We start from the raw sequence: 25,032 nt of genomic DNA on the forward strand, positions 1-25,032 counted from the left end.
TGTCAGCTGCAACCCCTTGAACACTCAGGGAGCGTCGAGCCGAGAGGCCGACCGCGGACTACTCGTCCGCCCGGTAGACCTTCCGGAACGCGTCCTTGCGCGCGATCTTCCCCCGCGGAACTCGTAGATGTCGCAGCCGCGCGTGACCTGGGGCTCCCCGTCGGGGCCGGTCCCGGTGAAGGACCACGTCGCCGCACCGCGGGTCCCGGCGATGAGGGGATGCGCGTCCTCGTGCCGCTCCTGACCGGTGTCGAAGGCGAGCATGAGTGCGAAGCCCTCCCCGACCTGCTCCTTCCCCGACCAGGTCCGGCCGGGCTCGGGGCCGACGGACGCGCCGTAGACGCAGTCGTCGGTGACGTGGCTCATCAGCGCTTCGAGGTCGTGGCGGGTCCAGGCGTCGCTGAACGCGGCGAGGATCTCGGGCGTCATCTCACTCGTGCTGTCGTCGGTCGAGAGGGGATCGTTCATGAGCGGACTCCGGTCGCTTCGAGTCGGTGGACCGTCGTCGGTCGCTCTGCGACCGTGGCAGGTGCCGGGCCGCGGGGCAACGCCCTCTAGCGGCCATGTCCGGTAGCGGACGACACCGGCTCGCGGGGCGCGAGGCGACGGGCGGAGCGGTCGGCGAGCGTGCCGCCGAGCAGCGCGGCGATCGCGAGGGCGAGCAGGAGGGGACGTGCCCGGTCAGCGGGACCAGCGCCGCGATGATCAGTGGGAAGAAGAAGCCGAGGTAGGTGAGCGTGTAGAACGTCGCCGTGAGCCTCGCCAGGTCGTCGGGAGCCGCCATGGTCTGCACGGCTTTGAGTCCCGAGAGCAGGCAGATGCCGTACCCGGCCCCGAGGAAGGGGGCGGCGAGGAGCACGAGCCACGGCGAGCCCGAGAGTGCGGCCGGCGCGAGCAGGAGTGCCCCGGTCGCGAAGCAGATCGTGCCGACCGGCCCGTTCCGTCCCCGCAGCGCCCGGTCGATGCGGGCCGAGAGCAGCTGCACCGCGGTCCCGACTCCCAGGGTGATCAGCATGACGAGGGTAGCGAACGCGATGCCGAGTGAGCCGAGCCCGCCGGTCACGAGGCTCGGCCCGACGGCGAACGAGAGCCCGCAGCTGCCGAAGACGAACGGAGCGATCGGGGCGACCGTGCCGCGGAACCGGCTGCGGTAGCGGGCGGGCACGCGCAGGTCGCCCAGGAGCGAGCGCCGGTGCGGGCTCGAGGTGCGCGTCTCGGGCGCGCGGAGGACGGCGAGCAGGGTGAGGCGAGGTCACCCCGGCGTGCACGAGGTAGGGGAGGACGGTGGGGTTCGGCGCCCACTGGGCGAGCACCCCGCTGATCGCAGCCCCTCCACCGAAGCCGATCGAGAGCGAGACGCCGCTGCGGCGTGCTCCGGTGCCCGCCGCCGCGGACAGCTCCTTCACCCAGCTGCTGCCGACGACGGCCGCGACCGCCACGCTGACCCCGGCGAGCAGGCGCGCGACGCAGAGCCCCGGCAGGTTCGTGCCCGCGAGCGCGAACACGACGCTCGCGACGGCGCCCAGCGCCACTCCGGCCAGCATGATCCTCCGCCGGCCGAAGCGGTCCGACCACGCCCCGGCGAGCGCGAAGCCCGGCACGATGCCGATCACGTACACGGCGAGCAGCAGCGTGACCTCGGTCTGCTCGAAGCCGGCGACCTGCCGGTACATCACCATCAGCGGGATGAACTGGTTGCCGCCCTAGCCCAGGGCCGCCATCGCGGCGGCCACGAGCAGCCACGAGGACGCGGGCCGCGCGGGCGGTCGGGGTGCGAGGCGGGGCCGCATGGCGTCCTTCGGTCGGAGGCCCGTCCGCGCGTCCCGAGGGAGGTGCCGACCTCCGAGTCTCCTGAGGTCGGGATCCCGAGCACAAGCGCCGCTTGCGGACGTGTCCGCAAGCGGACGCGGTCTCAGTAGCTGATGCTCGGCGCGAGCAGCCCCCGGCGACAGCCGTGACGACGAGCCCGCAGTGAGCGGCCGCGAGCAGAGTCGGCCTCCTGCGGCCGCCACCGCCCGCCCGCGCCCCGGTGCCGCGCGCAGCCCGCGGAGGCGGAACGCGGCCAGCGCGACCGCCGGCACCGCGCCGAGCACCGCCGCTAGCGTCAGGACCTGCGCCGACCGCAGCAGGAGCGCCGGAGGGGGGACGCCGTCGGACAGCAGCGAGGAAGCGACGACCGACCAGAGCGCGCCCGCGGCGACGAGCGCGATGAGGCTCAGCAGGACGAGCAGCCGCGCGATCCGCTCGGCCCGTCGCCGCTCGACGCGCACCCCGTAGCAGCGGCGCACCAGCGCGAGCACCGGCACCGCGATCAGCGCCAGCAGCAGCACCACGACCGAGAGGCCGGCGATCGCAGGGAGCGCGGCACGCAGTGCCGGCATCGGCTGGAGTGTGAACGCGGGGTTCAGCGCGATCGCCGTCACCGTCCCGTCCTGCTGGTCGACCGCGATGCGGCGCTGCCCGCCGACCTCCTGCCAGACCCACGGCTCGACCTCGACGAGCTCGACCGGGGTCCCGGACGCGTCCGTCAGCGCCGAGACGATGACGGCGTCCTCGCCCGCTCGGGCGACCTCGACGGGCGAGAGGGCGGCGAAGAGGCGGAGGAAGGTCGACTCGCTCCGACGCGACACCTGGTAGGTGCCGATGACGGCCTCGGCGTGCTCGGCCGCCGTGGAGGTCGCGGGAGGAGCGGAGCCGTCGGCGGGGAAGTAGCGGTCGACGAAGCCGCGCGACAGGGCGTCGCGGATCGCGACCGACGAGTCCGGACGCAGTCCCGTGCTGTTCAGCGACACGAAGATCCCCGCACCGTCGTCCGGCAGCAGGTCCAGCTGCGCATGGAACGCCGTGAGGTCGCCGCCGTGGCCGAGCACGCGGTGGCCGTTGCGGTCCTGCTCGAACCAGCCGAGCGCCATCCGCGGCCCTGCGGCCAGACCACCGAGGGACTCGTCGAGCGCGGGCTCCTGCATCCGCTCCAGGGCGTCCGGGCCCAGCAGCGGCGAGTCGTCGGCGAGCTGCGCGAGGAGGAACGCGCTCATGTCGGCGGCGGTCGCCGAGATCGCCCCGGCCGGCGCCGGAGCGACGATCTCGAAGGGGACCTCCTCGGAGGACTGCGCGACGCGGTAGCCCCGGGAGATCGCGGCGTCGGCCGGCAGAGGCTGCTGGAGGGTCGCGGTCGTCATGCCCGCCGGGCCGAACACGTCGTCGGCGACGACGTCCTCGAACGTCCGCCCGGTGATCCGCTCGACGACGTAGGCCGCGAGCCCGTTCGAGTAGTTGGAGTACGAGGGCACCGTGCCCGGTTCGAAGACCTGCTCGGGCGGGTCGACGACGAGGGAGTCGCGCAGCGCAGTGGGCGCGCCGCCCGGACCCGCGATGACTCCCGCGATCCGGTCCTCGAACCCCGCCGTGTGGCTGAGGAGGTGCCGCATCGTGATCGGCCGCTCGAAGGCGACGGGCAGCGGGAAGTCGAGGTGGTCCTGAACCGGCTCGTCCAGGTCGAGCAGTCCGTCTTCGACGAGCTGCATCGCGGTCGTGGCGGTCACGAGCTTCGAGATCGATCCGATCCGGAAGAGCGTGCCCGCCGGATCGACCGGCACGGGATCCCCGCCGCCCGCGCCCGTGTCCGCCCAGCCGAAGCCCCGCTCGGTGACGACCTCGCCGCTTCCGACGATCGAGACGACCGCTCCCGCGATGCCCTCGCGCTCGAGCGCGGCGGGCAGGAGGCCGTCGAGCCAGGCGTCCGCGTCGGCCGTGGTGAGCGCGGGGGGATCCGCCGGGGCGGCGTGCGCGGGAGCGGCGACGGCGGCGCTCGCCGCGAGGAGGAGCGCTGCCGCGAGGGCGAGGATCACCCGGCGGATCGGGGGGAGCGGGCGGTGCACGGCGGGTCCTTCGGGCGGAGTCGTCCGCGGAGCAGTCGCGCCGCGGGCACGGCGAGACGCATCGCCCCTCCCCGGCCCTGCGACTCTAGTGAGAGCGGGTGCCGGTTCACCGCCGCGAACGACCCCCAGGTCGGGCGTCAGGCCGCGCTGTCCAACCGCAGCATCGCCTCGCGAGCGAACGCCGTCGCTCCGCCGCGCCACACGCGCTCGAGCGTCAGCACGTCGTCGCCCGCCGCGCGCGACGTGGGCAGCTGCGCGGCGGCGGCGTCGAGCACCGCGGCCCGCAGCTCGGTGTTGATGTTGATCTTGCCGAGTCCCGCGCCGATCGCGCGGCGCAGGTCGGCCTCGGGGATCCCGGAGGCTCCGTGCAGGCTCAGCGGTACCCCGCTCGCTGCGCGGATCGCGTCGATGAGCGGCCAGTCGAGCTCGGGCTCCGCGGCGTACGTGCCGTGCACGTTGCCCACCGAGGTCGCCAGCACGTGGGCGCCCGACGCCGCCAGGAACGGCGCGACCAGGGCCGCGTCCGTGCGGGCGGAGGGCAGCGAGGCGAGCGCGCGGTCCTCGTCGCCGGCGAGGGCGCCCAGCTCGGCCTCGACGACGACTCCGGAGCGGCGCACCGCCTCGGCCGTGAACGCCGCGTTCTCCTCGAACCCCAGGGCGCTGCCGTCGGCGAGCACCGCGTCCGCTCCCGCCTCGACAGAGCGGAGGATCAGGGCGAGGTCGGTCGCGTGGTCGAGCTGCACCGAGACGGGCACCGAGGCGCCGTCCGCGAGAGAGCGCATCGCCGCGAGGAACCGCGGTCCGTGCCGGTCGGCCGCCGTCTTCGGGGTGACCAGGAGGATCACCCCGCGGCCCAGCTCCTCCGCCGCGTCCACGACCGCGAGGGCCGTCGAGAAGTCGTAGCAGGTGAGCGCGCCGACCGCCCCACCCGCGGCCTGCCGCTCGCGGATCAGGTCGTCCATCCGGACCCTCACGCGAGGCCTCCGGCGACGAGCCAGACGACGTACGTGAGTGCGAAGCCGACGACGCCGAGGATCGTGGTGAGCACGGTCCAGGTGCGCAGCCCGTCGGCGACGCTGAGCCCGAGGTAGCGGGTCACGACCCAGAAGCCGGCGTCGGTGACGTGCGAGAGGCCGAGCGAGCCGAAGCCCACCGCGACGGTGATGATCGCGATCTGCAGCGCGGTGTAGCCGCCGTCGGCGACCCCGGTGGCCAGGAGCCCGCCCGTCGTGACGATGGCGACGGTCGCCGAGCCCTGCGCCGCGCGCAGCACGAGCGAGACCACGAAGCCGAGCACGATCAGGGGCACGCCGAGAGTGTCGAGCGTGCTCGCGAGAGCTCCGCCGATGCCGCTGGCCTGCAGCACCGCCTCGAACACCCCGCCGCCGGCGACGACGAGCAGGATCGAGGCGATCGGAGGCAGGGCGCTCTCGAAGATCTCGTTGGTCTGCGTGAGCGACCACCCGCGCTTCACCGGCAGGGCGAAGAACGCGATGCCGACGGCGACGAGCAGCGCGAGCACCGGAGTGCCGACGAAGACGCTGAGGCCGTGCGCGAAGGTGCCCTCGGGCAGGATCAGGGCGCCGACGGTGCCGACGAGGATCTGCACGATGGGGATCGCCACGAGCAGGATGATCAGCCCCGCCCGCGGCGGGGCGAGCTCGGTGCCGTCGCGGCCGACGGTGCGGATCGCGGAGGTGACTCCGCCGACCTCGGCGAGCTGCGCGGCGACGGCCGGCGCGAGCTCGTAGTCGCGGCGGTTCATGATCGCCGACACGGCGTAGGAGAGGACTCCGAGCACCGCGCAGATGGGCAGCGCGATCAGCGCGATGAGGCCGACGTCGGCGCCGAAGACGCCCGCTCCGGCGACGATGCCCGGGTGGGGCGGCACGGCGACGTGGACGGCGAGCATGAGGCCCACCATCGGCAGGCCGAACTTCACCGGGCTCAGGCCCGCGACCTTGCTGAACGCGTAGATGATGGGCACGAGCACGATCACGCCGACCTCGAAGAAGACGGGGATCGCGACGAGGAACGCCACGATCGTCAGCGCCACGGCCACCCGCTTGGGCCCGAGCACGCGGGTGAAGTGGTCGGCGAGGCTCTGCACGCCGCCGGACACCTCGATGAGGCGGCCGAGGATCGCGCCGAGCGCGATGATGAGCGCGACCTTCCCCATGGTGCTGCCCACGCCGTTGGCGACCAGCACGAAGATGTCCTCGAGCGGGATCCGCGCCGAGACGGCGACGAGCACGCTGACCAGCAGCAGGGCCACGAAGGCGTGGATCTTGAAGCGGATGATGAGCACGAGCAGCAGGGCGATGCCCGCCGCCGCGATCCCCAGCAGGACCGGGGTGTCGAGGGTGACCGCCGGGGCGATCGGTGCGTCCGCGGCACTGCGGAGCGCGGTGGCGAGGCTCATCGGGCGTCCTTCGGGGCCAGGTGCTGCAGGTGCGATGACCCTGATCACGGCGGAGTCGTCGGCTGCGGCGAGTCCCTGCGCGGCGCCCAGCAGGTAGAGCTGCTCGGCGGCGGCGGCGATCGGAGTGGCGAGCCCGGACGTGCGCGCGGCCGTCGTCACGATGCCCATGTCCTTCACGAAGATGTCGAGGCGGCTGAGCACCTCGGCGCCCTCCTCGTCGTAGGCCTGCAGCATCCGCGGGCCGCGGTTGCCGAGCATGAAAGAGCCGGCCGCTCCGGCCGAGAGCGTCTCGAGGGTCGCGGCGACGTCGAGCCCGAGCGCCTCGGCCAGGGCCAGCGCCTCCGCACCCGCGGCGATGTGCACGCCGCAGAGCAGCTGGTTGACGGTCTTGAACGCCTGGCCGTCGCCGGCGCGGTCGCCGATGATGCTCAGCGTCGACGCGAGCAGCTCGAGCACGGGCTGCGCCTTCGCGCGGGCCTCGGGAGCCGCTCCGACGACGATCAGCAGGTCGCCCGCTCCGGCGCGGACGGGTCCGCCGCTGAGCGGGGCGTCGACGAGGTGGACGCCCAGCGCGTCGAGCTCCGCGGCGACCGAGACGACGTCGTCGATGCCGACGGTGCTCGTCATGATCACGACGGCGCCGGGCTCGAGCGTCGAGGCCACGCCGTTCTCACCGAAGAGCACGTCGCGCAGCTGGGCGCCGTTGCGCACGGCCAGCAGCACGGCGTCCACGCCGGCCACCGCGCCGCGCGCGGAGTCGAAAGGAGTGATGCCGGCGTCGGCGGCCAGCGCGAGGCGGGGCTCGGCGATGTCGAAGCCGTGCACGGTGAGCTCGGTGGCGAGGCGGGTGGCCATGGGCAGGCCCATGGCGCCGAGGCCGAGGACGGCGACGCGGTAGGAGGGGTGGTCACGGTGGTCCTTCTTCCTGGGGAGTGGGGGAGGGGGTGCTCGCGGGTCACGCGACTGCGGGGGTGGGACGGGTCAGCGTGCCGACGACGGCGGCGAGCGACTCGTCGTCGCCGACGTTCCCCGCGAACACGATGTAGGGGATGCCGCGGGCGGGGCCGTCGACCGGCTCCCAGAGCGAGACGATCCCGGGCAGCATCGGGCCGCGCACGATCGCGTGACGGATGCCGAGCCCGTGGGTGGCCACGTCGCTGGACGTGATGCCCCCCTTGGCGATGACGAATCGGGGGCGCGTGCGGGCGAGGACGCGCTGCACGACGTCGACGACCGCGGCCGAGACCCGCCGCGAGATGTCGAGGCTCTCGTCCTTGTCGTCCGTGCGGCGGAGGAGGCGGCTGGTGTGCACCGCGACGTCGCCGCGGCCCAGAGCGTCGACCGCGGCGTCGACGATCCCGTCGAGGTGCGCGGCGTCCTCGGCCAGGACGGCCTCGACGTCGATCTCGAGGGTCTGCTCCAGCGCGCCCTGCGCGGTGAGCACCGCGAGCTGGCGCGAGGTGAGCCCCACGTGCGAGCCGACCACGATCAGCCCGCCGACGGCGTCGCTCCCGGCCGCTCCGTAGACGTCCTCCGCGGTGAGCGGCGGGTGCACCTCCTGGCCGATGCGGGCGCGGACGAACGGGGGGCCGACGCGGAAGAGGAACCGCTTGCCCTGCTCCTCCGCCGCCGCGAGCCCGAGGGCCAGCAGGCGCATGTCGTCCTCGTGCACGGCGTCGACGACGACCGGCACGGACGCGGTCAGCGGCAGGAGCGCCCGGACGATCCCGTCCACTCCGCCGCGCAGCACGGAGAGGTCGAGCCGGACGACCTGCCCGGCGCTCCAGCGGCCCTGCGTCTTCTCGGCGACGTAGTCGGCGAGGTCGGAGGAGGAGTAGCCGAACGTCGCGTCGCGGGCGAACTCGGTCTCGGCGATGGGAGTGAGCCCGTCCGGCGTGCGCATGAAGTGGACGCCGCCGATCGTCACGCGGCCGGCATCGGGGAAGGCGGGGACCAGCAGCACGGCGTCGAAGCCGTGGCCGGTCGACTCCCGCACCGTCTGCTCGATGACGTCGGTCTCGAGCGGGTAGTGCCCGCGCAGGGTCGAGTCGCCGCGGCTGACGAAGGCGATCGGAGTGCCGGCGGCGTCGGCCGCGCTCGTCGCGTGGGCGACGATCTCGCGGTTGCGCCGGGCGGCCGAGTCGGGGTCCAGGCTCCGCGTGTTCGTGAGGACGTAGACGGCGGGGGCGCCCTGCGCCAGCGCCCAGTCGAAGTCCGCCGTCTCCCACGAGGTGAGGACGGGCAGATCGGCGACCGACTGCGTCCCTGTGGGGTCGTCGTCCAGGACGATCAGCACCCTGCCGCTCCGCTGGACGGCCGCGGCGACCTCGGCCGCATCGACCGGGACGTGCTCGGGGTGGCCCGCGAGGGCGCTCGACTCTTCCATCATCACTCCTTTGTAGCTGATAGCAGATATCATACAAGTGAAAGGAGCGGCGTCAAGCCCGGACCCCGGTTCAGCGCAGGGTCGGCAGGACGTGCTCGCGGAAGTCGTCCGCCGTCTGCTTCATGTGGTCCGCCATCGCCCGGCGCGCGCCCTCGGGCTCGCCGGCCCGCACCGCCTCGAGGACCGCGGCGTGCTTCGCGATCGCCCGGCGCTGGATCCGCTCGATCGCCGACGTCTGGGCCCGCTTCTCGCGCATCACCCTCGAGAGCGGGGCGAAGACCGTCCCGACGAAGACGTTGCCGGTCGCGCGCAGGATCACGTCGTGGAAGGCGATGTCGGCCTCGACGAACGCGGCGACGTCGTCGGCGTCGTGCGCCGCGCGCTGGAGGCTCAGCAACCGCTCGAGCTCCTCGAGGTCGGCATCGGAGCGGCGGACGGCGGCGAGTGCGGCGGCTCCGCTCTCGATCATCTCGCGCACCTCGATCAGCTGCAGCTCGGTCACACCGGGATCGGCGCCGCGGGCCGTCACGCGCAGGATCGAGGCCAGATCGGTCCAGAGGGCGAGGGTGCGACCGAGCCGCGCTTGCCGCGCCGGACGTCCAGCACGCCCAGGCCCTGCAGCCGTTTGAGCGCCTCGCGCATCGTCACGCGGCTCACGTCGTGCTGCTCGGCGAGCTCGGCCTCGCTCGGCAGCTCGGAGCCGACCTCGAGGACCCCCGCGACGATGTCGTCGAGCAGGGCGTCCGCCACGGTCGTGACGAGGGAGGCGCGGACCACGGCAGGGTCTCCCGTCGGTAGAGGGCTTCCAGTGTACGGGCGGGCCGGGTCGCGGCCCGGGAACGGCGAAGGCCCCCGGCACGGATGCCGAGGGCCTCGTCGTCGCGCTCCAGGAGCGCGGTGCGCCGACTTACGCGCGGGACTTGCGACCGGTGATCGCACCGTAGACGAGCAGCACGATCAGGGCGCCGACGATGGCGAGCGCCCAGGTGCCGAGGTCGAAGAAGTTCTCGAGGCCGCGACCGAAGATCGCGCTGCCGATGAAGCCTCCGAGGAGGGCGCCGACGACACCGAGGACGAGCGTGATGATCCATCCGCCGCCCTGACGGCCTGGGAGGATCGCCTTCGCGATGGCTCCGGCGATGAGTCCGAGGATGAGGAATCCGATGATGCCCATGATGTTTCTCCTTCGTGGTCGTGCTCGACCGGCCGTTCCGATGCGAGCGTCGACGCCTGTCGTGATGGCGTCCTGTGAAGTTCTCTTCCGGTCAGCGGAGTGAGCGCTGCACCTTCGCGCGGGCCTTGTCCGCGATGGAGGCGAAGTGCTTGGCCTCGCGCTTGGAGGTCTTCTTGAGCTTCTTGCGCGTCTTCTTCGTGGCAGGGTCGTTCCACACACCGAGTGCGAGATGACGCAGCTCCTCGTAGCGGGCACGTCCGGCGCGGGCGCCGAAGACGTACGCTGCCAGAGCGACGAGCGTCAACAGGACGAGGCGGGGATTCATGCGGTGACCCTTCCATCGGAGAGCACAGGGGCGTGCTCGACCACCATTTGACTCTCCTGCGCAGTGCGTGGCAATTCAGCGCCCGACCATTGACAGCGACCCCTCCGGCCTGGTTCGCGTGCGCGCAGTGCCGCATCCGGGTGCCTCCCGCGAATCGCGGACGCGGCTGAGCGGCGGAGTCGTTGACGGGCGGGAGGCGGCGGAGACCCGCAGTCGACGGAGGGCGTCAGGCGACGGAGTCGGCGAAGCGCTCGTGCAGGTACGCCCCGTACCCGCCGTCCACCCGGTTGTCCCGTCGGCCCGAGGTGATCACCTCGCCCCGGTCCGTCGCTCCGACCCGCGCTCCGATCGCGTGCAGGCGCTCGACGAGTCGCACGTCCTCGTGCAGGGCCTCGGCTCCGAAGCCGCCGGCCAGGAGGTAGCACCGGGCGCGGACGCCGAGGTTCGCCCCGTGGATGCTCCCGATCGACTGCTCCCGCTCGCGCGTCTCGCGCCACCGTTCGTACATCTCGGGAGCGAGGTCCGCCGGGTCGGGCCGGACCGTCCCGACGAGGGCGTCGTGCCGGTGCGCGTGCTCCACGTGGGCGCTCAGCCAGTCCACCGGGACCACCGTGTCGGCGTCGGTGTTCGCGATCCAGACCCGGTCGAGCGGTTCCGGAGTGGAGGAGAGGGCGTGCGCGATGCCGGCCGCCCGCGCGGCCCCCACGCCGCACCGCTCCAGCTCGAGCACGTCGGCCCCGGCGGCCCGGGCCCGCTCCGCCGTCGCGTCGGTGCAGCCGTCGGCGGCGACGAGCAGCCGCACGGACACTCCCGGGTGCGAGCGGACGAGGCGCGTGGCGCTCGCCTGCACCGAGGCGACGAGTCCGCCGATCCGCTCCTGCTCGTCGTGCGCGGGGACGACGACGAGCACGTGCTCCACGCGCCTCACAGCAGGCCCGTGCGGCGCGCGACCGAGCGCGGATCGCGGGCGTGCACCTCGAGCAGCACGTCCTCCTCCTCGTGCCGCACGAGACGGTGCAGGCCCAGGCGCCCCACGGCGGCCTGCACGGCGTCGCCGTCGAGCTCGAGTCCGGCGACGGGGTGCCGCCAGTGCACCGTCACCAGCTCGCCCGACGGGGAGAGGGCGTCGCGCACGCCCTGCAGGACCTCGTCGAGCGCCGCAGCGCCGAGGTAGTAGCCGACCTCCGAGAGCACGATCAGGTCGAACGGCCCCTGCGGCACGCGAGCGGTGATGTCGTGCCGCTCGACGCGCACGTGCGGCAGCGGAGCGAGTCGTCGCGCGGCCCGCTCGACCGCGGCGGCCGAGACGTCGATCGCGAGCAGCCGGTCGGCGCGCTCGGCGAGGGCCTCGGCCAGCACGCCGATCGACGAGCCGATCTCGAGCACCGTCTCGTAGCGCCGCTCGGGCAGGCTCGCCAGCGTGAGCGCACGCTTGCGCTCCTCGTACCAGCGGCTGGTGTACCCCCAGGGGTCCTCGTGCCGCTCGTACAGGTCATCGAAGTAGGTCGTCCGGCCGTCCATCGCTCCTGACCCCAAGCAGGATGCGGACGCCGGGCGGCCACTTGTCCGCGCGACCGAGGTGCGCTATCCGGCGACTCGGATCAGGTGGTCGTCGCCCAGGAAGTGGCGGACGAAGAGCGGATGCAGCACCGCCGGGCCGCCGTCCGGCTCCTGCCGCGTCTGGCTCGCGTACTCGCCGAGCGCCGAGCGCCTGCTCGAGCGGCCGTCCTCGTCGACCTCGACGCGCACCAGCGACGCCCACGGCACCGCCGCGTCGTCCGGCCGCGCCCAGTGCCAGAGCCAGATCGGCGCGGCGAGCACGGGCTGCCCGAGCAGGGCGCCCACCTCGGCGCACACCTCGCCGACGACCCGGTGGTCGCGGTGCCCGTCGCCGGCCCACGTCGAGAGCACCAGCACGGTCCCCGGCGCACCGGAGGCGCGGCGCCGCACGTCGTCGGCGATGCGGTCGCGGTGCTCGGGAGTCGCGGAGTCGGGCACCTCGAGGAAGCCCAGCCCGATGCCGTCGCCGAGCCGGTCCAGCGCCGCCCGTGCCTCCCGCCGGCGCTCCGCGGCGATCGCGGGGAGGGCTCGCCGTGGGAGGCCGCTCCGTCCGTCACGATCACGACGTCCACCGGCACTCCGCGGCGACGTGCGAGCACGATCGTGCCGCCGCAGCCCAGCGTCTCGTCGTCGGCGTGAGCGGCGACGACGAGTACGCGCCGCACACCGTCGAGCACCACGGCGACCGGGAGGGCGTCGCGCCGGCCGTCGCTGCGCCACACCTCGAGGGGCGTGCCCTCGAGGTGCCCGTCGAAGCTCACCACGCGTCCGAGGACCCCGAGGAGAGGACCGCTCGCCCGAGCGCCGCGTCGTCGCGCTCGGCGTGGTGCTGGCGGACGTAGAGCGCGAGGTCGGCGGCGCGCTTGGCGTGCTCCTCGTCCAGCGCCAGCGGAGCCGGCCCCAGGGCGCGGCCCGCGCGGGCGAGCACCTCCTCGCACGCCGATGCCGTGCTCGCCCGGGTCCGCTTCGCCAGGAGCGAGCCGGCCGCGCCGGTCGCCGCGCCGGCGTCCACGAGCCGGGCCGCCTCGGCCAGAGCCCGACGCGCCGCCTCGAGGGCGGTGTCGATCGCGCCCAGGTGGGCCAGCAGGTGCGGATCCTCGCGGCGTGCGGCGGCCGAGGCGACGACCGCGCCGATCCCGCGCGCCCCGCCGTACCAGCAGGCCGCGACCGCGATGCCGCCCCAGGCGAACCCGGGACGCGAGAGGTACCAGCCCGCCGCGCCGACGGGAGCCGCCGTCGCGGCGGTGAAGCGGACCGGCCCGCTCGGGATCTCGGCGAGACCCCTCGCGTGCCACGCCCCCTCCTGCACGCGGGCCGAGCCGTCGCGCAGGGCCACCGCGAAGAGCCGGCGCTCGCCGGAGGAGTCGCCCACGTGCGCCGTGACCAGAGCGGCGTCCAGGCGGTCGGCCAGCGAGCACCACGGCTTCACCCCGTCCAGTCGCCAGCCGTCGCCGTCGGCGCGGGCGACCAGCGGATCCTCGCCGCCCTCCGCCGCGAAGACGCCCCAGACCGCGTCCGGGGAGACGCCGACGTCGGCCGGCGCGAGGCCCGCCTGGGCGAGGATCGCCAGGGCGTCCAGGTGCGGTTCGACGGTGCGGGCGACCCCGAGGTCGTGACGGGCGAGCCGAGCCAGCAGTGCGAGCAGCTCCGCGGTGCGGCCGGAGCCGGGGAGCGGAGCGTCGGGGCCCAGCGCGCGGGCGAAGGCGAGCGCGCCGGCCACGTCGGTCGGCAGGGGCGCGTGCAGGGGGAGGGAGGAGGTGAGCGGTTCCATCGCGGGCGACGCTACCGAGTGGGTCGTCGTCGCCGCGCCGATTGCCCGCGAGGCGGGTCGGTGCTACCCGGTCACAGTTCCAGCGCGTTGATCCGGTGTAGGAGGCGCCCGAGCTGCTCGACCTCGCCGACGCCCCAGCCGCGCAGCTCCTCGTGCAGCTGCGCCTGATCGGACGAGCGGCTCTCGCGTAGCCGCTCGGCGGTCTCCGGCGTGACGGACAGGATCGTCGACCGTCCGTCGGCCGGGTCGGGGGAGCGGGAGAGCAGGCCGAGCCGGTCCAGCGCCGTGATCTGCCTGCTGAGCGTCGACTTGTCGGTCTCGAGCAGCTCCGCCAGAGCACCGGAGGAGACGGGCCCGCGCCGCTCCAGCGCCGACAGCGTCTTGTACCCGGCCGCCGTCAGCTCCGGATGCACGCGCTCGGCGTAGGAGCCCATCATCGCCCGCACCCGCGTGAACAGGGTGCTGAGTTCGCCCTCGACCGAGGCGATGGCCGCGTCGACGTCGCGGGCGGGGGTGGGGCTCTCTCCGGTCATGCCTCCATCGTGCCCGGTCCGCCCGAGGACCCGACTTGCATCGGAGGCTCGGCATGTCGTACGCTTCCCGAAGCCAAAGACCGCCGGTTTCCGGTGCGCGCACGAGCAGGGCCCCGGCCCCGCGAGATCGCCACTCGGACGAAGGATTCGCGAAGCGAATGGCCCGCGCAGGTGTGAACGAGATCATGAACCGCGAGAGATCGCGTCTTCCGAAGCTCCGAGCGCTTGCGCCGGAGCTTTTTCTTTGCCTGCCTTCGGGCTACCGGCACGAGAATTCACAGGAGTAGCCATGGCGAACAAGGAAGCCTCGGTTGCCGAACTCACGGAGAAGTTCCAGAGCTCGACGGCCGTTCTGCTGACCGAGTACCGCGGTCTCACTGTTGCGCAGCTGAAGACGCTGCGCAAGGACATCAGTGAGCACGCAACCTACGCCGTGGTGAAGAACACGCTGACCAAGATCGCGGCGAACAACGCCGGTATCTCGTCCTTCGACGACGAGCTCGCTGGCCCCTCGGCCATCGCGTTCGTGCACGGCGACCCCGTCGCCGTCGCGAAGTCGCTGCGTGCCTTCGCCAAGGCAAACCCTCTGCTCGTGGTGAAGGGCGGTTACTTCGACGGTAACCCCCTGACCGCAGAAGAGGTGGGCAAGCTCGCCGACCTCGAGTCCCGTGAAGTGCTGCTCGGCAAGCTCGCCGGCGCCTTCAAGGCCTCGCTGTTCGGCGCCGCATATCTGTTCAACGCCCTGCTGTCCAAGGCCGTTCGCACGGTCGAGGCGCTGCGCGAGAAGCAGGAGTCCGCGAGCTGACGTCTTCCTCCGGGAGACAGCGCACGCGGTTCGTAGACAAGAAAAACTAGGAGAAAAATCATGGCAAAGCTCACGCAGGACGAGCTCATCGAGGCCTTCAAGGAGCTCACGCTCATCGAGCTCTCTGAGTTCGTCAAGAAGTTCGAAGAGGTCTTCGAGGTCACCGCCGCCGCGCCCGTCGCGGCTGCCGGAGTCGCCGGCCCGGCCGCTCCCGCCGAAGAGGTCGAGGAGCAGACCGAGTTCGACGTCGTGCTCGAGGCCGCCGGCGAGAAGAAGATCCAGGTCATCAAGGAGGTCCGCGCGCTCACCAGCCTCGGCCTCGGCGAGGCGAAGGCCGTTGTCGATGGCGCCCCCAAGGCCGTCCTCGAGGCCGTCAACAAGGAGACCGCCGAGAAGGCCAAGGCTCAGCTCGAGGCCGCCGGCGCGACCGTCACCGTCAAGTAGTACCCGCCCTCGGGGCACCGCACTCCCGACCCGCGTCCTCGACGCCGGGCCGGCAGCGCATGAGCGCAGGGCGCCGTCTCCTCGGAGGCGGCGCCCTTCGCCGTTCCCGCGCGGTTCCCGCACCGTGTCTCCGCGGGCCGGGATCCGCGCGGGCTCTAGAATCGGGGCGTGTCCGCTCCTCGATCCGCTCGCAGGCCTGCCCGCCCGCGACGTGCCGCCCAGCGAGGTCTCGCTCAGCGAGCTGCTGAGCGACTTCGTGTCGGTGACCCACCGCATCACCCGCCTCGCCGCGCAGGCCACGGACAACCAGGAGTCGCAGGCCGTCTGGCGCACGCTCTCGGTGCTGCTCTCGATGGGCCCGATGCGACTGGGCGAGCTCGCCTCGCAGAGCCGCGTCTCGCAGCCCACGATGACCAAGATCGTGAAGAACCTCGTCGAGAGCGGCTGGCTCGCCCGCATCGCCGATCCCGCCGACGCCCGCGCCTGGCAGATCCAGCTCACCGACGTCGGAGCCGACGCCCTGGCGACCTGGCGCTCGGAGCTGGGCGACGCCCTCACGCCGATCTTCGCCGACCTCGCCCCCGAGGACCGCCGCGTCCTCGAGCGCGCGGTCGAGATCATGCACGAGCGCCTGGTGGTCGGCCCCCGCGACTGAACGACGGTGTGGGTCGTGCCCGCTACGGTCCCTGCGTGACCCGCTTCCTGCTCCACGCCGACGCCGATGCGTTCTTCGCCTCCGTCGTGATGCGGCGGCGCCCGGATCTGCGGAAGGTCCCGATGGCCGCCGTCGCGCACGTCTTCGTCGCCAGTGCCAACTACCCCGCCCGTGCGCTCGGGGTGCGCGGCGGCATGCCGGTGCAGGAGGCGCGGGCGCTCTGCCCGTCGCTCGCCCTGGTCGACCTGCCGCACGACGCGATCGAGGAGGCGAGCGACGCGCTGTTCGACCTCTTCGCCTCCTCCGCCCGCGCCGTCGAGCCCGGATCGATGGAGGAGGCGTTCCTCGACGTCGGGGCTCGGGACGAGTCGAGCGCCCTCGCGGCGGCGCGCGAGCTGCGCCGGAGGGCCGCGGTCGAGCTCGGCCTGCCCGTGAGCGTCGGCATCGGATCGACGAAGCTGATCGCGAAGCTCGCGTCCCGGGCCGCGAAGCCGGACGGGCTGGTACTGATCGGCACCTCCGAGGAGGCGGACCTCCGCGAACGGCTGCCGCTGGTGGACGCCTGGGGCGTCGGACCCGTGAGCCGGGAGCGGCTCCGGGTGATCGGGGTCGAGCGCCTCGGCGATCTCGACGACGTCTCGGACGGCGAGCTCACGAGCGTCTGCAGGCCCGCGATGGCTCGGCGCCTCCGCGGATACCGAGCGGGATCCGACGACGCCGTCGTCCGCCCGGTCGAGGAGCGCCGCACGCTGAGCTCGGAGGGCACCACCACCGGGTACGACCGCGCCGACCACGCGCCGTCGGAGCTGATCCGGTCGTGTCTCGCGCGCGTCTGCCGGCGTGCCCGGCGTGCGGGTCTCGTCGCGACAGGACTCTCCCTCTCCCTCCGCCCCGCCTCCGGTGGGCCCTCGATCGTGCTGCGACGGGCCCGCGCCGACGCCTCGGCCGACGAGGAGGAGTGGGGCGCCACGGTGCGGGAGCTGCTCGCCGAGGGGGCGCCTCCTCCGCTCCTGGGGGCCGCCGTGACCCTCACCGGACTCGTGCCGCGGGGGAGCGCACCGGTGGCTCTGTTCTGAGACCCCGCCTCGCGCCACACTGGGGCCGTGCGCCTGCGTCTCGAACTCGTCCCCCTGCCCGTCGCCGACGTCGATCGTGCCGTGGCCTTCTACAGCGGTGTCGTCGGCTTCGCGATCGACCACGACGTCCGCCCGGCCGAGGGGATGCGCATCGTGCAGCTGACTCCGCCGGGTTCGTCGTGCTCCGTCGTCGTCGGCACCGGCATGGGGCTCGATCCCTCCGACGGGGTGGTCCGCAACCTCCACCTCGTCGTCGACGATCTGGCCGAGGCGCGGGAGGAGCTGGTGGGCCGAGGCCTCGCGGCCAGCGAGGTGCAGGACATGGGCGGCGTGCTCTACGCGTACTTCGCCGATCCCGACGGCAACTCCTGGGCGCTGCAGCAGATCGGCGCCGCGGCCCGGCCGCCGGCCTGAGCAGGGGTCGAGGGCTCAGTCCTCCGGCCACTCCACGCGCGCCTGCACCTCGGGGTGCTTGCGGAGCCACGCGGCGATGAACGGGCAGCGCGGCACCACGGTGCCGCCGGCCTCCGTCACAGCCGAGACGGCTGCGCGGGCGAGGGCGCTGCCGAGACCGTGCCCCTCCCACTCGTCCTCGACGACGGTGTGGGTGAAGACCACGCGGTCGCCGCGGAGGGAGTAGGCGGCGAAGCCGGCCGTCTCGCCTCCCACGGATATCTCGAACCGCGATCGCTCGGGGACGTCCTGGATGACGGGGGAGTCGGAGTCGCTCATGCTCCAATTCTGCTCCTCATGCTCCGATCCGCGCCCTCACGCTCCGATCCGGGCCCTCACGCTCCGATCCGGGCCCTCACGCTCCGATCCGGCCCCTCGCGGCGCCGAGGTGCTCGTGCGGATCACGAGCGACGCCGGGATCGTCGTGTGCCGGGCCGGGGGCGGCGATTCGCCGCGGGTGAGAGCCGCCAGCGCCTCGAGGATCAGCTGGACCGCCAGCTCGCCCTGCTGACGCGGGTCCTGGCGGATCGAGGTCAACCCGAACAGGTCGGCCAGCGGATGGTCGTCGATCCCGATGATCGAGACGTCCTCGGGCACCGACAGTCCCAGCTCCCGGGCGGCCAGGACGATGCCGATCGCGATCTCGTCGGAGGCGGCGAAGATCGCGGTGGGCCGGGTCCGCGGGTCGCCCAGCACCTGGCGCCCGGCGCGGTGCCCACCCGGGATGTCGAAGCGCGTCGGGACGAACGAGCCCTCGTCGAACTCGAGCCCCGCCGCGTCCAGCGCCTGGCGGAACCCGGCGAGGCGCTTGGTGTGCACGCGGAAGTCCATCTCCTCTTCCGCCAGCCCGCCGATGTGCACGATGCGCTCGTGTCCGAGCGAGAGCAGGTGCTCGGTGGCCAGGCGTGCGGCGGCCACGTCGTCGATGCTGAAGGTCGGGATCCCGGGGAGCTCGCCGCCGATGCCGACGACCGGCTTGCCGAGCGCCAGGAGCGCCTCGGTCTCGCCGGGCGAGATCTCGAGGGTCACGGCCACGATCGCGTCGACGCGCTTGCGCACGAGGTAGTACTCGAAGACGCTGCGGCGCGCGTCGCGGTGCTTGTCGATGTTGTAGAGGAGCAGGTCGTAGCCGGCGGCGAGGAGGGCGTGCTCGATGCCGTCGATGATGCCGCCGAAGAACCACTGGTTGATCACGGGGATGATGACTGCGACGTTGTTGCTGCGCCCGGTGACGAGGCTCGAGGCGTTCGCCGACACGACGTAGCCCAGGCTCGCGGCGGCCTTCTCGACGCGCTGCTTGGTGCCGGCCGAGACGTAGCCGCGGCCGCTCAGCGCCCGCGAGACCGTCGCCTTCGAGACTCCCGCGAGCTCGGCGACCTCTTCGATGCCCGTCACGGCGTACCTCCCGTCCCGCCCGGCGTCGATGCTGGAAACGGTTCCAGGAAGTTATACCCCGTCCGTGGGGTCCTGACCATTCGGCAGGCACACCGCATGCCGCAGTTCCGGGGACGGATCCGCGGTTCGACGCCGAATCGTTATCTCAGAGAGCGCTCTACCGGACACGTTGTGGTTTCATCGAACTTGTGGAAAGGTTTCCCTCCGTGGGAGCCCTGCCCACGTGTAACCGGTGATCCGCACGGAAGACCTCCCTGCGGCTCTCGAGTCTGACGGGCCCCGCCCTCGGCTGAACCACCACTCAATGAGGAGGAACCATGCGGTCATCCCTGCACCGCCGTATCACCCTTCCGGTCGCCGTTCTCGCGGCTGCCGGTATCGCGCTCGCCGGCTGCTCCGGCACGAGCGACCCCAACGACCCGAACGCCGGCGGCGGCTCCGGCAACTCCGTCGGCAACGCCGACGGCGTCGTCAACGTCTACGGCACCATCAACGGTGACGAGGCCACCCTCCTCGAGGAGTCCTGGGCCGCCTGGGAAGAGGAGTCGGGCATCGACATCAAGTACACCGGCGACAAGGAGTTCGAGAAGCAGATCGGCATCAAGGTCCAGGGTGGCGACACCCCCGACCTCGCGATCTTCCCGCAGCCGGGTCTGCTCGCCGACACCGTCGCCTCCGGCAAGGTCCAGGAGCTGCCCGAGGGCGCCCTGACCAACGTGCAGGAGAACTGGTCGGAGGACTGGCAGAAGTACGGCCAGGTCGACGGCACCCAGTACGGCGCGCCGCTCATGGCGAGCGTCAAGGGCTACATCTGGTACTCGCCGGCCAAGTTCGCCGAGTGGGGCGTCTCGGTCCCCACCACGTGGGACGAGATGGAGGCGCTCGGCAAGACGATCGCCGAGAAGTCCGGCGGACCGTCCTGGTGCGCGGGCTTCAACTCCGGTGAGGCGTCGGGCTGGCCCGGCACCGACTGGATCGAGGACGCCGTCCTCCGCGAGGCCGGCCCCGACGTGTACGACTCCTGGGTCGCGGGCGACACCCCGTTCACCGACCCCGAGATCAAGGCCGCGTTCGACTCCGTCGGATCGATCCTTCTCGACCCGACCCTCGTCAACGCGGGCTACGGCGACGTCTCGTCGATCAACTCGACCGCGTTCGGCGACGTCGCGCAGAACATCGCCAACGGCACCTGCGCGCTGACCCACCAGGCCTCCTTCTTCGAGGGCTTCCTGATCTCGGCCGGCGCCGACGTGTCCGAGGACGGCGACGTCTGGGCCTTCCTCACCCCGCCGACCTCGGCCGACGACCCGCAGGCCGTCACCGGTGGTGGCGAGATGGTCGCCGCCTTCTCCAACGACGAGGACACCGCGAAGGTCCAGGAGTACCTGGCCAGCGCCGACTGGGCCAACAGCCGCGTCTCGCTCGGTGGAGTCATCTCGGCCAACAAGGGACTTGACGCCGAGAACGCGGGCAGCGCGATCCTGAAGGACTCGATCGCGATCCTGCAGAGCGAGGACACCACGTTCCGCTTCGACGGCTCGGACCTCATGCCGAAGTCCGTGGGTGCCGACAGCTTCTGGAAGGGCATGGTCGACTGGATCGACGGCTCGAGCACCGATCAGGTCCTCGAGGAGATCCAGGCCGGATACACCTCCTAGTGGCAACGAGGACGAGGGCCGCCGCTCACTGGGCGGCGGCCCTCGTCCTCGCTAGGCTTCAGCTGAGTTCAGAGTCGCACTCGAAAGGGCGTCCATGTCCGCATTCTTCCAGTGGCTCGCGAGCATCCCCGCTCGCGCAGATCCCGATCATCCTCCTCGCCTTCGCGGCCGTCGTCGCGATCATCCTGTTCTTCGTGGAGATCGCGCCCCGCCGAGGCACCCTCTACACGGTCCTCCGTCTCGCGGTGACCGTGCTCCTGCCCGTCGTGCTGCTCCTCGCCTTCGGTCTCTACAACTCGGTCATGTGGGTCGCGGTCGTCGCCGCGGTCCTGGGCGGCGCGCTGTTCCTGCTCGACTTCCGATCCCGCAAAGGCGCGGGCTACGGACTCCAGCTGGTCGCGTTCATGGCCCCGGCCGCGTTCTTCATCCTGATCGGCCTGATCTACCCGACGATCACGACCGCGCTGAACGCCTTCATGAAGAACGACGGATTCGGCTTCGCCGGGCTCGACAACTTCGTCTGGGTCTTCACGAGCCCCGACGGCATCACCGCCTTCCTCAACACGGTCGTCTGGGTGCTCCTCGCCCCGATCACCGCGACGGCCATCGGCCTCGCCTACGCCGTCTTCATCGACAAGAGCCGCGGCGAGAAGTTCTTCAAGCTCCTGGTCTTCATGCCGATGGCGATCTCGTTCGTCGGCGCGTCGATCATCTTCAAGTTCTTCTACGACGTCCGGCAGGGCGACCAGATCGGCGTGCTGAACGGGATCCTCACCGCGTTCGGCGCGACCCCCGTGGACTGGCTGGGCCTGGAGCCCTGGAACACCCTGTTCCTCGTCGTCGTCCTGATCTGGACCCAGGCGGGCTTCGCGATGACCGTGCTCTCGGCGGCCATCAAGGGAGTGCCGGCCGAGCAGCTCGAAGCGGCGTCGCTGGACGGCACCAACGCGTGGCAGTCGTTCTGGAACGTCACCGTCCCGGGCATCCGCTCCTCGATCGTCGTGGTCCTGACGACCATCTCGATCGCGTCCCTCAAGGTCTTCGACATCGTCTCGGCGATGACCGGCGGCCGCTCGGACACCACGGTGCTGGCCTTCGAGATGGTGCGCCAGTTCCAGCTCGGAGCCCGCAGCGGCTACAGCGCGGCCCTCGCGGTCATCCTGTTCCTGCTCGTGCTGCCGATCGTCGTCTACAACGCCCGCCAGCTCGCCAAGCAGAGGGAGATCCGATGAGCGTCACGCCCACTCCGATCCAGGTCCCGGTCGACCGCACCACCGAACGACGCCTCGCCCGCGGGGAGTCGAAGATCGAGACGGCCAGCGGCAAGGTCCGCAAGGCGACCACCTCGCGCGGAGCGACCCTCGCGGCGGCGATCATCGCGGCCATCTGGACGATCCCGACCCTGGGTCTGTTCATCTCGTCGTTCCGCCCCGCGAACGACATCAAGACGACCGGCTGGTGGACGATCTTCGCCAACCCGGGCTTCACGCTCGACAACTACGCGAACGCGCTCAACTCGGGCGACAGCCTGACGCTGGGCAAGGCGTTCGTGAACTCGCTGGTCATCACGCTGCCGGCGGCGCTCATCCCCATCACCATCGCGAGCCTCGCGGCCTACGCGTTCGCCTGGATCGACTTCAAGGGCCGCAACACGCTCTTCGTCCTGGTGTTCTCGCTCCAGATCGTGCCGATCCAGATGGCGCTCGTGCCCCTGCTGCAGCTGTTCTCGGACGGACTGCGCATCGGCAACCTCTACATCCTCCCCGGGCTCGGGGTGAACGGGTTGGACGGCTCGTACGCGAAGGTGTGGATCGCGCACACGATCTTCGCGCTGCCGCTGGCGATCTTCATGCTGCACAACTTCATCTCGGAGATCCCGGGCGAGGTCATCGAGGCGGCGCGCGTGGACGGAGCCGGCCACGGCCAGATCTTCTTCCGCATCGTCCTGCCGCTCTCGGTGCCGGCGATCGCGTCCTTCGGCATCTTCCAGTTCCTCTGGGTGTGGAACGACCTGCTGGTCGCGACCGTCTTCACCTCGGGCGAGGGTTGCCGATCACGAAGGCGCTGCAGGACCTGTCCGGCTCGTACGGCCAGTCGTGGGAGCTCCTCACGGCGGGCGCGTTCATCTCGATCATCGTGCCGCTCATCGTGTTCTTCGCCCTCCAGCGGTTCTTCGTCCGCGGCCTCCTCGCCGGCGCCACCAAGGGCTGAGCGGCCCGCGGTACCGCGATCCGCGGCGTTGTCGTCGTCGGCAGTAGCTTCGCTACAGCTCTCCTCCTCCGCCTTGCGCCTCGCGGCACCGCGCGCCGCTCCACGGCCCGGGACTCCTGTTCAGCAGGGGCCCCGGGCCGTTCGGCGTTTCAGCGGCCCGCTCGGGTGGGTCCGGGGTCTCGATACGCCCCTGCGGGGCTACTCGACCAGCAGGCAGGTCCGGGTCGCCGCCTTCGCTGATCGAGTAGCCCGCGGAGCGGGCGTATCGAGATCCACCTCATCCGGTGCTGGGAGCGGGTGTGCCGCAAGCACGGATCCGCCCTGGGCGGAAGCGGGAGAAGGTGTCGGCGGCCGGGGTTATGGTCGAGCGATGAGCAGGATGGGCGACGTGGCGGCGAGCGGCGGCATGCGTCCGGGAGCGGTGCGGGGGAAGATCTCGAGCAGCGACCCCGATCGTCAGCGCAAGCAGAACGAGGACGCTCCCCGCATCGACCACCTGCTGCGGCGCATCGCCGACCTGTTCCGCGATCACCGCGCCAAGCTGACGCTCACCGTCGTCCTCGTGCTCGTGGGCGCCGCTTTCACCGTCGTGCCGCCGCTGCTCACCCAGCTGGCGTTCGACCGGGGCCTCTTCCCGCCCGACGGCACCCCGAACCTGCCCGTGCTGCTCGAGCTCGTCGGGATCATGGTGCTCGTGTGGGTGCTCTCGGCGGTGCTCGGCGTCTGGCAGACCCTGCTGACCGCCACGGTGGGCAACTCCGTGATGGGCGAGCTGCGCATCCGGCTGTTCCGCCACCTCCAGGCGATGGAGCTCGGCTTCTTCACCCGCACCCGCACCGGAGTGATCCAGTCCCGGCTCGCCAACGACGTCGGCGGTGTCGCGAGCGTGCTCACCAACACGGTGTCGAGCGTGCTCGGCAACACGGTCACGGTGATCGCCGCGGTCGTCGCCATGCTGCTGCTGTCGTGGCAGATGACGATCGTCGCGCTCATCCTGATGCCGGTGCTCGTCGTCGCCCAGCGCCGCGTCGGCCAGGTGCGCGCACGCATCGCGACGAAGACGCAGGAGTCGCTGTCCGAGATGACGGCGATCACGCAGGAGACCCTGAGCGTCTCGGGCATCCTGCTCGCCAAGAGCTTCGGACGCCAGGAGTCGGAGGTGTCGCGGTACGCCGACGAGAACGGCCGCCAGATCGACCTGCAGGTGCGCCAGCAGATGTCCGGGCAGTGGTTCTTCGCGACGGTGCAGATCTTCCTCTCGGTGATCCCCGTGGTCGTCTACCTCGCCGCCGCCTGGCTCATCCTCGGCGGCACGACGGTCACCGCCGGCACGGTCGTCGCCTTCACCACCGTCCAGGCCCGACTGATGTGGCCGCTGCTCGGACTCATGCGCGTGGCACTCGATCTGCAGACCGCCGGCGCCCTCTTCGCGCGCATCTTCGAGTACCTCGACCTGCGCCCCGCGATCATCGACCGCGACGGCGCGCGCGATGTCGACGGCGAGCTCGGCCGGGTCGAGCTCGACGACGTCGTGTTCCGCTACCCCGACCAGACCGAGGAGGCGCGCCCCACGCTCGACCACGTCTCCGTCTCGATCGAGCCGGGGCAGTTCGTGGCCTTCGTCGGGCCCTCCGGCGCGGGCAAGACCACGATCTCGTACCTCGTGCCGCGCCTCTACGACGTGACCGGGGGCGCCGTGCGCTTCGCCGGCACCGACGTGCGGGAGCTGCGGCAGGAGTCGCTCGTCTCGCACATCGGCATCGTCAGCCAGGAGACGTATCTCTTCCACGCGACGATCGGCGACAACCTCCGCTACGCCCGTCCCGGGGCGACGCAGGAGGAGCTCGAGTCGGCCGCTCGCGCGGCGAACATCCACGAGACGATCGTCTCGTTCCCCGACGGCTACGACACCCTGGTCGGCGAGCGCGGCTACCGCCTCTCGGGCGGCGAGAAGCAGCGCCTCGCGATCGCGCGCGTGCTGCTGAAGGACCCGGCCGTCCTCATCCTCGACGAGGCGACGAGCGCCCTCGACACCGTCTCGGAGCGGGTCGTGCAGGCCGCCCTCGACGACGCCTCCCGCGGTCGCACCACCATCGCCATCGCCCACCGCCTCTCGACGGTCGTCTCGGCCGACGTGATCCACGTGGTCGCCGCCGGACGGATCGTCGAGTCGGGGACCCACCGCGAGCTGCTGGCTCTCGACGGCCTCTACGCCTCGCTCTACGCGCAGCAGGCCGAGACGACGATCACGGCCTGAGGCCGGGCCCCGTCCGCCCGGGTCGCCGC

General features: G+C 72.1%; 24 protein-coding genes and 3 pseudogenes. 9 read left to right on the top strand and 18 right to left on the bottom strand.

The features are described from left to right. Window positions 1-24: 24 nt before the first annotated feature. From AC0CII_RS22315 to AC0CII_RS22390, 16 genes and pseudogenes are all read right to left on the bottom strand, one after another. Window positions 25-429 (bottom strand): nuclear transport factor 2 family protein, encoded by a 405-nt coding sequence (locus tag AC0CII_RS22315; RefSeq protein ID WP_465230674.1) that lies wholly within the window; start codon window positions 427-429, stop codon window positions 25-27. Window positions 430-554: 125 nt separating this feature from the next. Then, a complete protein-coding gene (locus AC0CII_RS22320; RefSeq protein ID WP_465230675.1) occupies window positions 555-1,679 on the bottom strand; it encodes an MFS transporter in 1,125 nt (374 codons plus the stop codon). Window positions 1,680-1,703: 24 nt separating this feature from the next. Beyond that, window positions 1,704-3,878 carry a serine hydrolase domain-containing protein gene (locus AC0CII_RS22325; RefSeq protein ID WP_465230676.1) on the bottom strand — a complete coding sequence of 725 codons (2,175 nt, stop codon included), beginning with the start codon at window positions 3,876-3,878 and terminating at the stop codon, window positions 1,704-1,706. A 137-nt stretch (window positions 3,879-4,015) separates the two neighbouring features. Beyond that, window positions 4,016-4,840 (bottom strand): class II fructose-bisphosphate aldolase, encoded by an 825-nt coding sequence (locus AC0CII_RS22330; protein WP_465226410.1) that lies wholly within the window; start codon window positions 4,838-4,840, stop codon window positions 4,016-4,018. Between the two features lie 8 nt (window positions 4,841-4,848). Further along, complete coding sequence (locus tag AC0CII_RS22335; RefSeq protein WP_465231061.1) at window positions 4,849-6,300, bottom strand: GntP family transporter; 1,452 nt, start codon at window positions 6,298-6,300, stop codon at window positions 4,849-4,851. Between the two features lie 27 nt (window positions 6,301-6,327). Beyond that, a pseudogene (locus AC0CII_RS22340) lies at window positions 6,328-7,200 on the bottom strand (NAD(P)-dependent oxidoreductase); the annotation flags it as partial. A gap of 55 nt (window positions 7,201-7,255) precedes the next feature. Next, the gene (locus AC0CII_RS22345; RefSeq protein WP_465226407.1) at window positions 7,256-8,689 is read right to left on the bottom strand and encodes a four-carbon acid sugar kinase family protein; all 1,434 of its coding nucleotides are present in this window, start codon (window positions 8,687-8,689) and stop codon (window positions 7,256-7,258) included. 67 nt (window positions 8,690-8,756) lie between these two features. Beyond that, window positions 8,757-9,215, bottom strand: a complete 459-nt coding sequence (locus tag AC0CII_RS22350; RefSeq protein ID WP_465226406.1) for a FadR/GntR family transcriptional regulator — start codon at window positions 9,213-9,215, stop codon at window positions 8,757-8,759. Then, a complete protein-coding gene (locus tag AC0CII_RS22355; RefSeq protein WP_465226405.1) occupies window positions 9,212-9,463 on the bottom strand; it encodes a FadR/GntR family transcriptional regulator in 252 nt (83 codons plus the stop codon). The genes AC0CII_RS22350 and AC0CII_RS22355 overlap by 4 nt, the downstream gene beginning before the upstream one ends. Before the next feature lie 130 nt (window positions 9,464-9,593). Further along, window positions 9,594-9,860, bottom strand: coding sequence for a GlsB/YeaQ/YmgE family stress response membrane protein (locus AC0CII_RS22360; protein WP_207408070.1), 267 nt, complete (start codon window positions 9,858-9,860; stop codon window positions 9,594-9,596). Between the two features lie 91 nt (window positions 9,861-9,951). Continuing rightward, on the bottom strand, window positions 9,952-10,185 hold the full coding sequence (locus tag AC0CII_RS22365) for a hypothetical protein (protein WP_055791000.1): 234 nt from the start codon (window positions 10,183-10,185) through the stop codon (window positions 9,952-9,954). A gap of 226 nt (window positions 10,186-10,411) precedes the next feature. Next, window positions 10,412-11,095: a glycosyltransferase family 2 protein gene (locus tag AC0CII_RS22370; RefSeq protein WP_465230677.1), complete on the bottom strand. Its 684-nt coding sequence runs from the start codon at window positions 11,093-11,095 to the stop codon at window positions 10,412-10,414. Window positions 11,096-11,109: 14 nt separating this feature from the next. Continuing rightward, window positions 11,110-11,706 (bottom strand): SAM-dependent methyltransferase, encoded by a 597-nt coding sequence (locus AC0CII_RS22375; RefSeq protein WP_465230678.1) that lies wholly within the window; start codon window positions 11,704-11,706, stop codon window positions 11,110-11,112. Between the two features lie 63 nt (window positions 11,707-11,769). Then, window positions 11,770-12,509 (bottom strand): annotated as a pseudogene (locus tag AC0CII_RS22380) (PIG-L deacetylase family protein). Then, entirely contained in the window at window positions 12,503-13,516 is a 1,014-nt protein-coding gene (locus tag AC0CII_RS22385; protein ID WP_465230679.1) for an acyl-CoA dehydrogenase, read from the bottom strand. Before AC0CII_RS22385 ends, AC0CII_RS22380 begins: the two are co-directional and overlap by 7 nt. Before the next feature lie 71 nt (window positions 13,517-13,587). Beyond that, window positions 13,588-14,049 carry a MarR family winged helix-turn-helix transcriptional regulator gene (locus AC0CII_RS22390; protein ID WP_465226401.1) on the bottom strand — a complete coding sequence of 154 codons (462 nt, stop codon included), beginning with the start codon at window positions 14,047-14,049 and terminating at the stop codon, window positions 13,588-13,590. 289 nt (window positions 14,050-14,338) lie between these two features. Between AC0CII_RS22390 and rplJ the strand changes: the two genes are divergently transcribed. The 5 genes from rplJ (at window position 14,339) to AC0CII_RS22415 (ending at window position 17,443) form a co-directional block, all read left to right on the top strand. Further along, complete coding sequence (gene rplJ, locus AC0CII_RS22395; protein ID WP_465230680.1) at window positions 14,339-14,854, top strand: 50S ribosomal protein L10; 516 nt, start codon at window positions 14,339-14,341, stop codon at window positions 14,852-14,854. A 60-nt stretch (window positions 14,855-14,914) separates the two neighbouring features. Next, the gene (gene rplL, locus AC0CII_RS22400; RefSeq protein WP_055791021.1) at window positions 14,915-15,298 is read left to right on the top strand and encodes a 50S ribosomal protein L7/L12; all 384 of its coding nucleotides are present in this window, start codon (window positions 14,915-14,917) and stop codon (window positions 15,296-15,298) included. A 124-nt stretch (window positions 15,299-15,422) separates the two neighbouring features. Then, the gene (locus tag AC0CII_RS22405; protein WP_465230681.1) at window positions 15,423-15,953 is read left to right on the top strand and encodes a MarR family winged helix-turn-helix transcriptional regulator; all 531 of its coding nucleotides are present in this window, start codon (window positions 15,423-15,425) and stop codon (window positions 15,951-15,953) included. A gap of 35 nt (window positions 15,954-15,988) precedes the next feature. Next, window positions 15,989-17,029: a Y-family DNA polymerase gene (locus AC0CII_RS22410; RefSeq protein ID WP_465230682.1), complete on the top strand. Its 1,041-nt coding sequence runs from the start codon at window positions 15,989-15,991 to the stop codon at window positions 17,027-17,029. A 27-nt stretch (window positions 17,030-17,056) separates the two neighbouring features. Beyond that, complete coding sequence (locus AC0CII_RS22415; RefSeq protein WP_465226398.1) at window positions 17,057-17,443, top strand: VOC family protein; 387 nt, start codon at window positions 17,057-17,059, stop codon at window positions 17,441-17,443. Window positions 17,444-17,458: 15 nt separating this feature from the next. On the opposite strand, the gene AC0CII_RS22420 is transcribed toward AC0CII_RS22415, so the two are convergent. Together AC0CII_RS22420 and AC0CII_RS22425 are read right to left on the bottom strand one after the other, a co-directional pair. Beyond that, window positions 17,459-17,761, bottom strand: a complete 303-nt coding sequence (locus AC0CII_RS22420) for a GNAT family N-acetyltransferase (protein ID WP_465226397.1) — start codon at window positions 17,759-17,761, stop codon at window positions 17,459-17,461. Window positions 17,762-17,797: 36 nt separating this feature from the next. Beyond that, window positions 17,798-18,877 (bottom strand): LacI family DNA-binding transcriptional regulator, encoded by a 1,080-nt coding sequence (locus AC0CII_RS22425; RefSeq protein ID WP_465230683.1) that lies wholly within the window; start codon window positions 18,875-18,877, stop codon window positions 17,798-17,800. Window positions 18,878-19,194: 317 nt separating this feature from the next. On the opposite strand from AC0CII_RS22425, the gene AC0CII_RS22430 reads away from it, so the two are divergent. From AC0CII_RS22430 to AC0CII_RS22445, 4 genes and pseudogenes are all read left to right on the top strand, one after another. Continuing rightward, a complete protein-coding gene (locus tag AC0CII_RS22430; protein ID WP_465226395.1) occupies window positions 19,195-20,535 on the top strand; it encodes an ABC transporter substrate-binding protein in 1,341 nt (446 codons plus the stop codon). Between the two features lie 194 nt (window positions 20,536-20,729). Further along, window positions 20,730-21,767 carry a carbohydrate ABC transporter permease gene (locus tag AC0CII_RS22435; protein ID WP_465230684.1) on the top strand — a complete coding sequence of 346 codons (1,038 nt, stop codon included), beginning with the start codon at window positions 20,730-20,732 and terminating at the stop codon, window positions 21,765-21,767. Continuing rightward, window positions 21,764-22,746, top strand: a pseudogene (locus AC0CII_RS22440) (carbohydrate ABC transporter permease). Before AC0CII_RS22435 ends, AC0CII_RS22440 begins: the two are co-directional and overlap by 4 nt. Before the next feature lie 379 nt (window positions 22,747-23,125). After that, window positions 23,126-25,003 carry an ABC transporter ATP-binding protein gene (locus AC0CII_RS22445; protein WP_465228067.1) on the top strand — a complete coding sequence of 626 codons (1,878 nt, stop codon included), beginning with the start codon at window positions 23,126-23,128 and terminating at the stop codon, window positions 25,001-25,003. Window positions 25,004-25,032 lie beyond the last annotated feature (29 nt).

It is taken from the genome of Rathayibacter sp. AC182 (genome assembly GCF_979253875.1).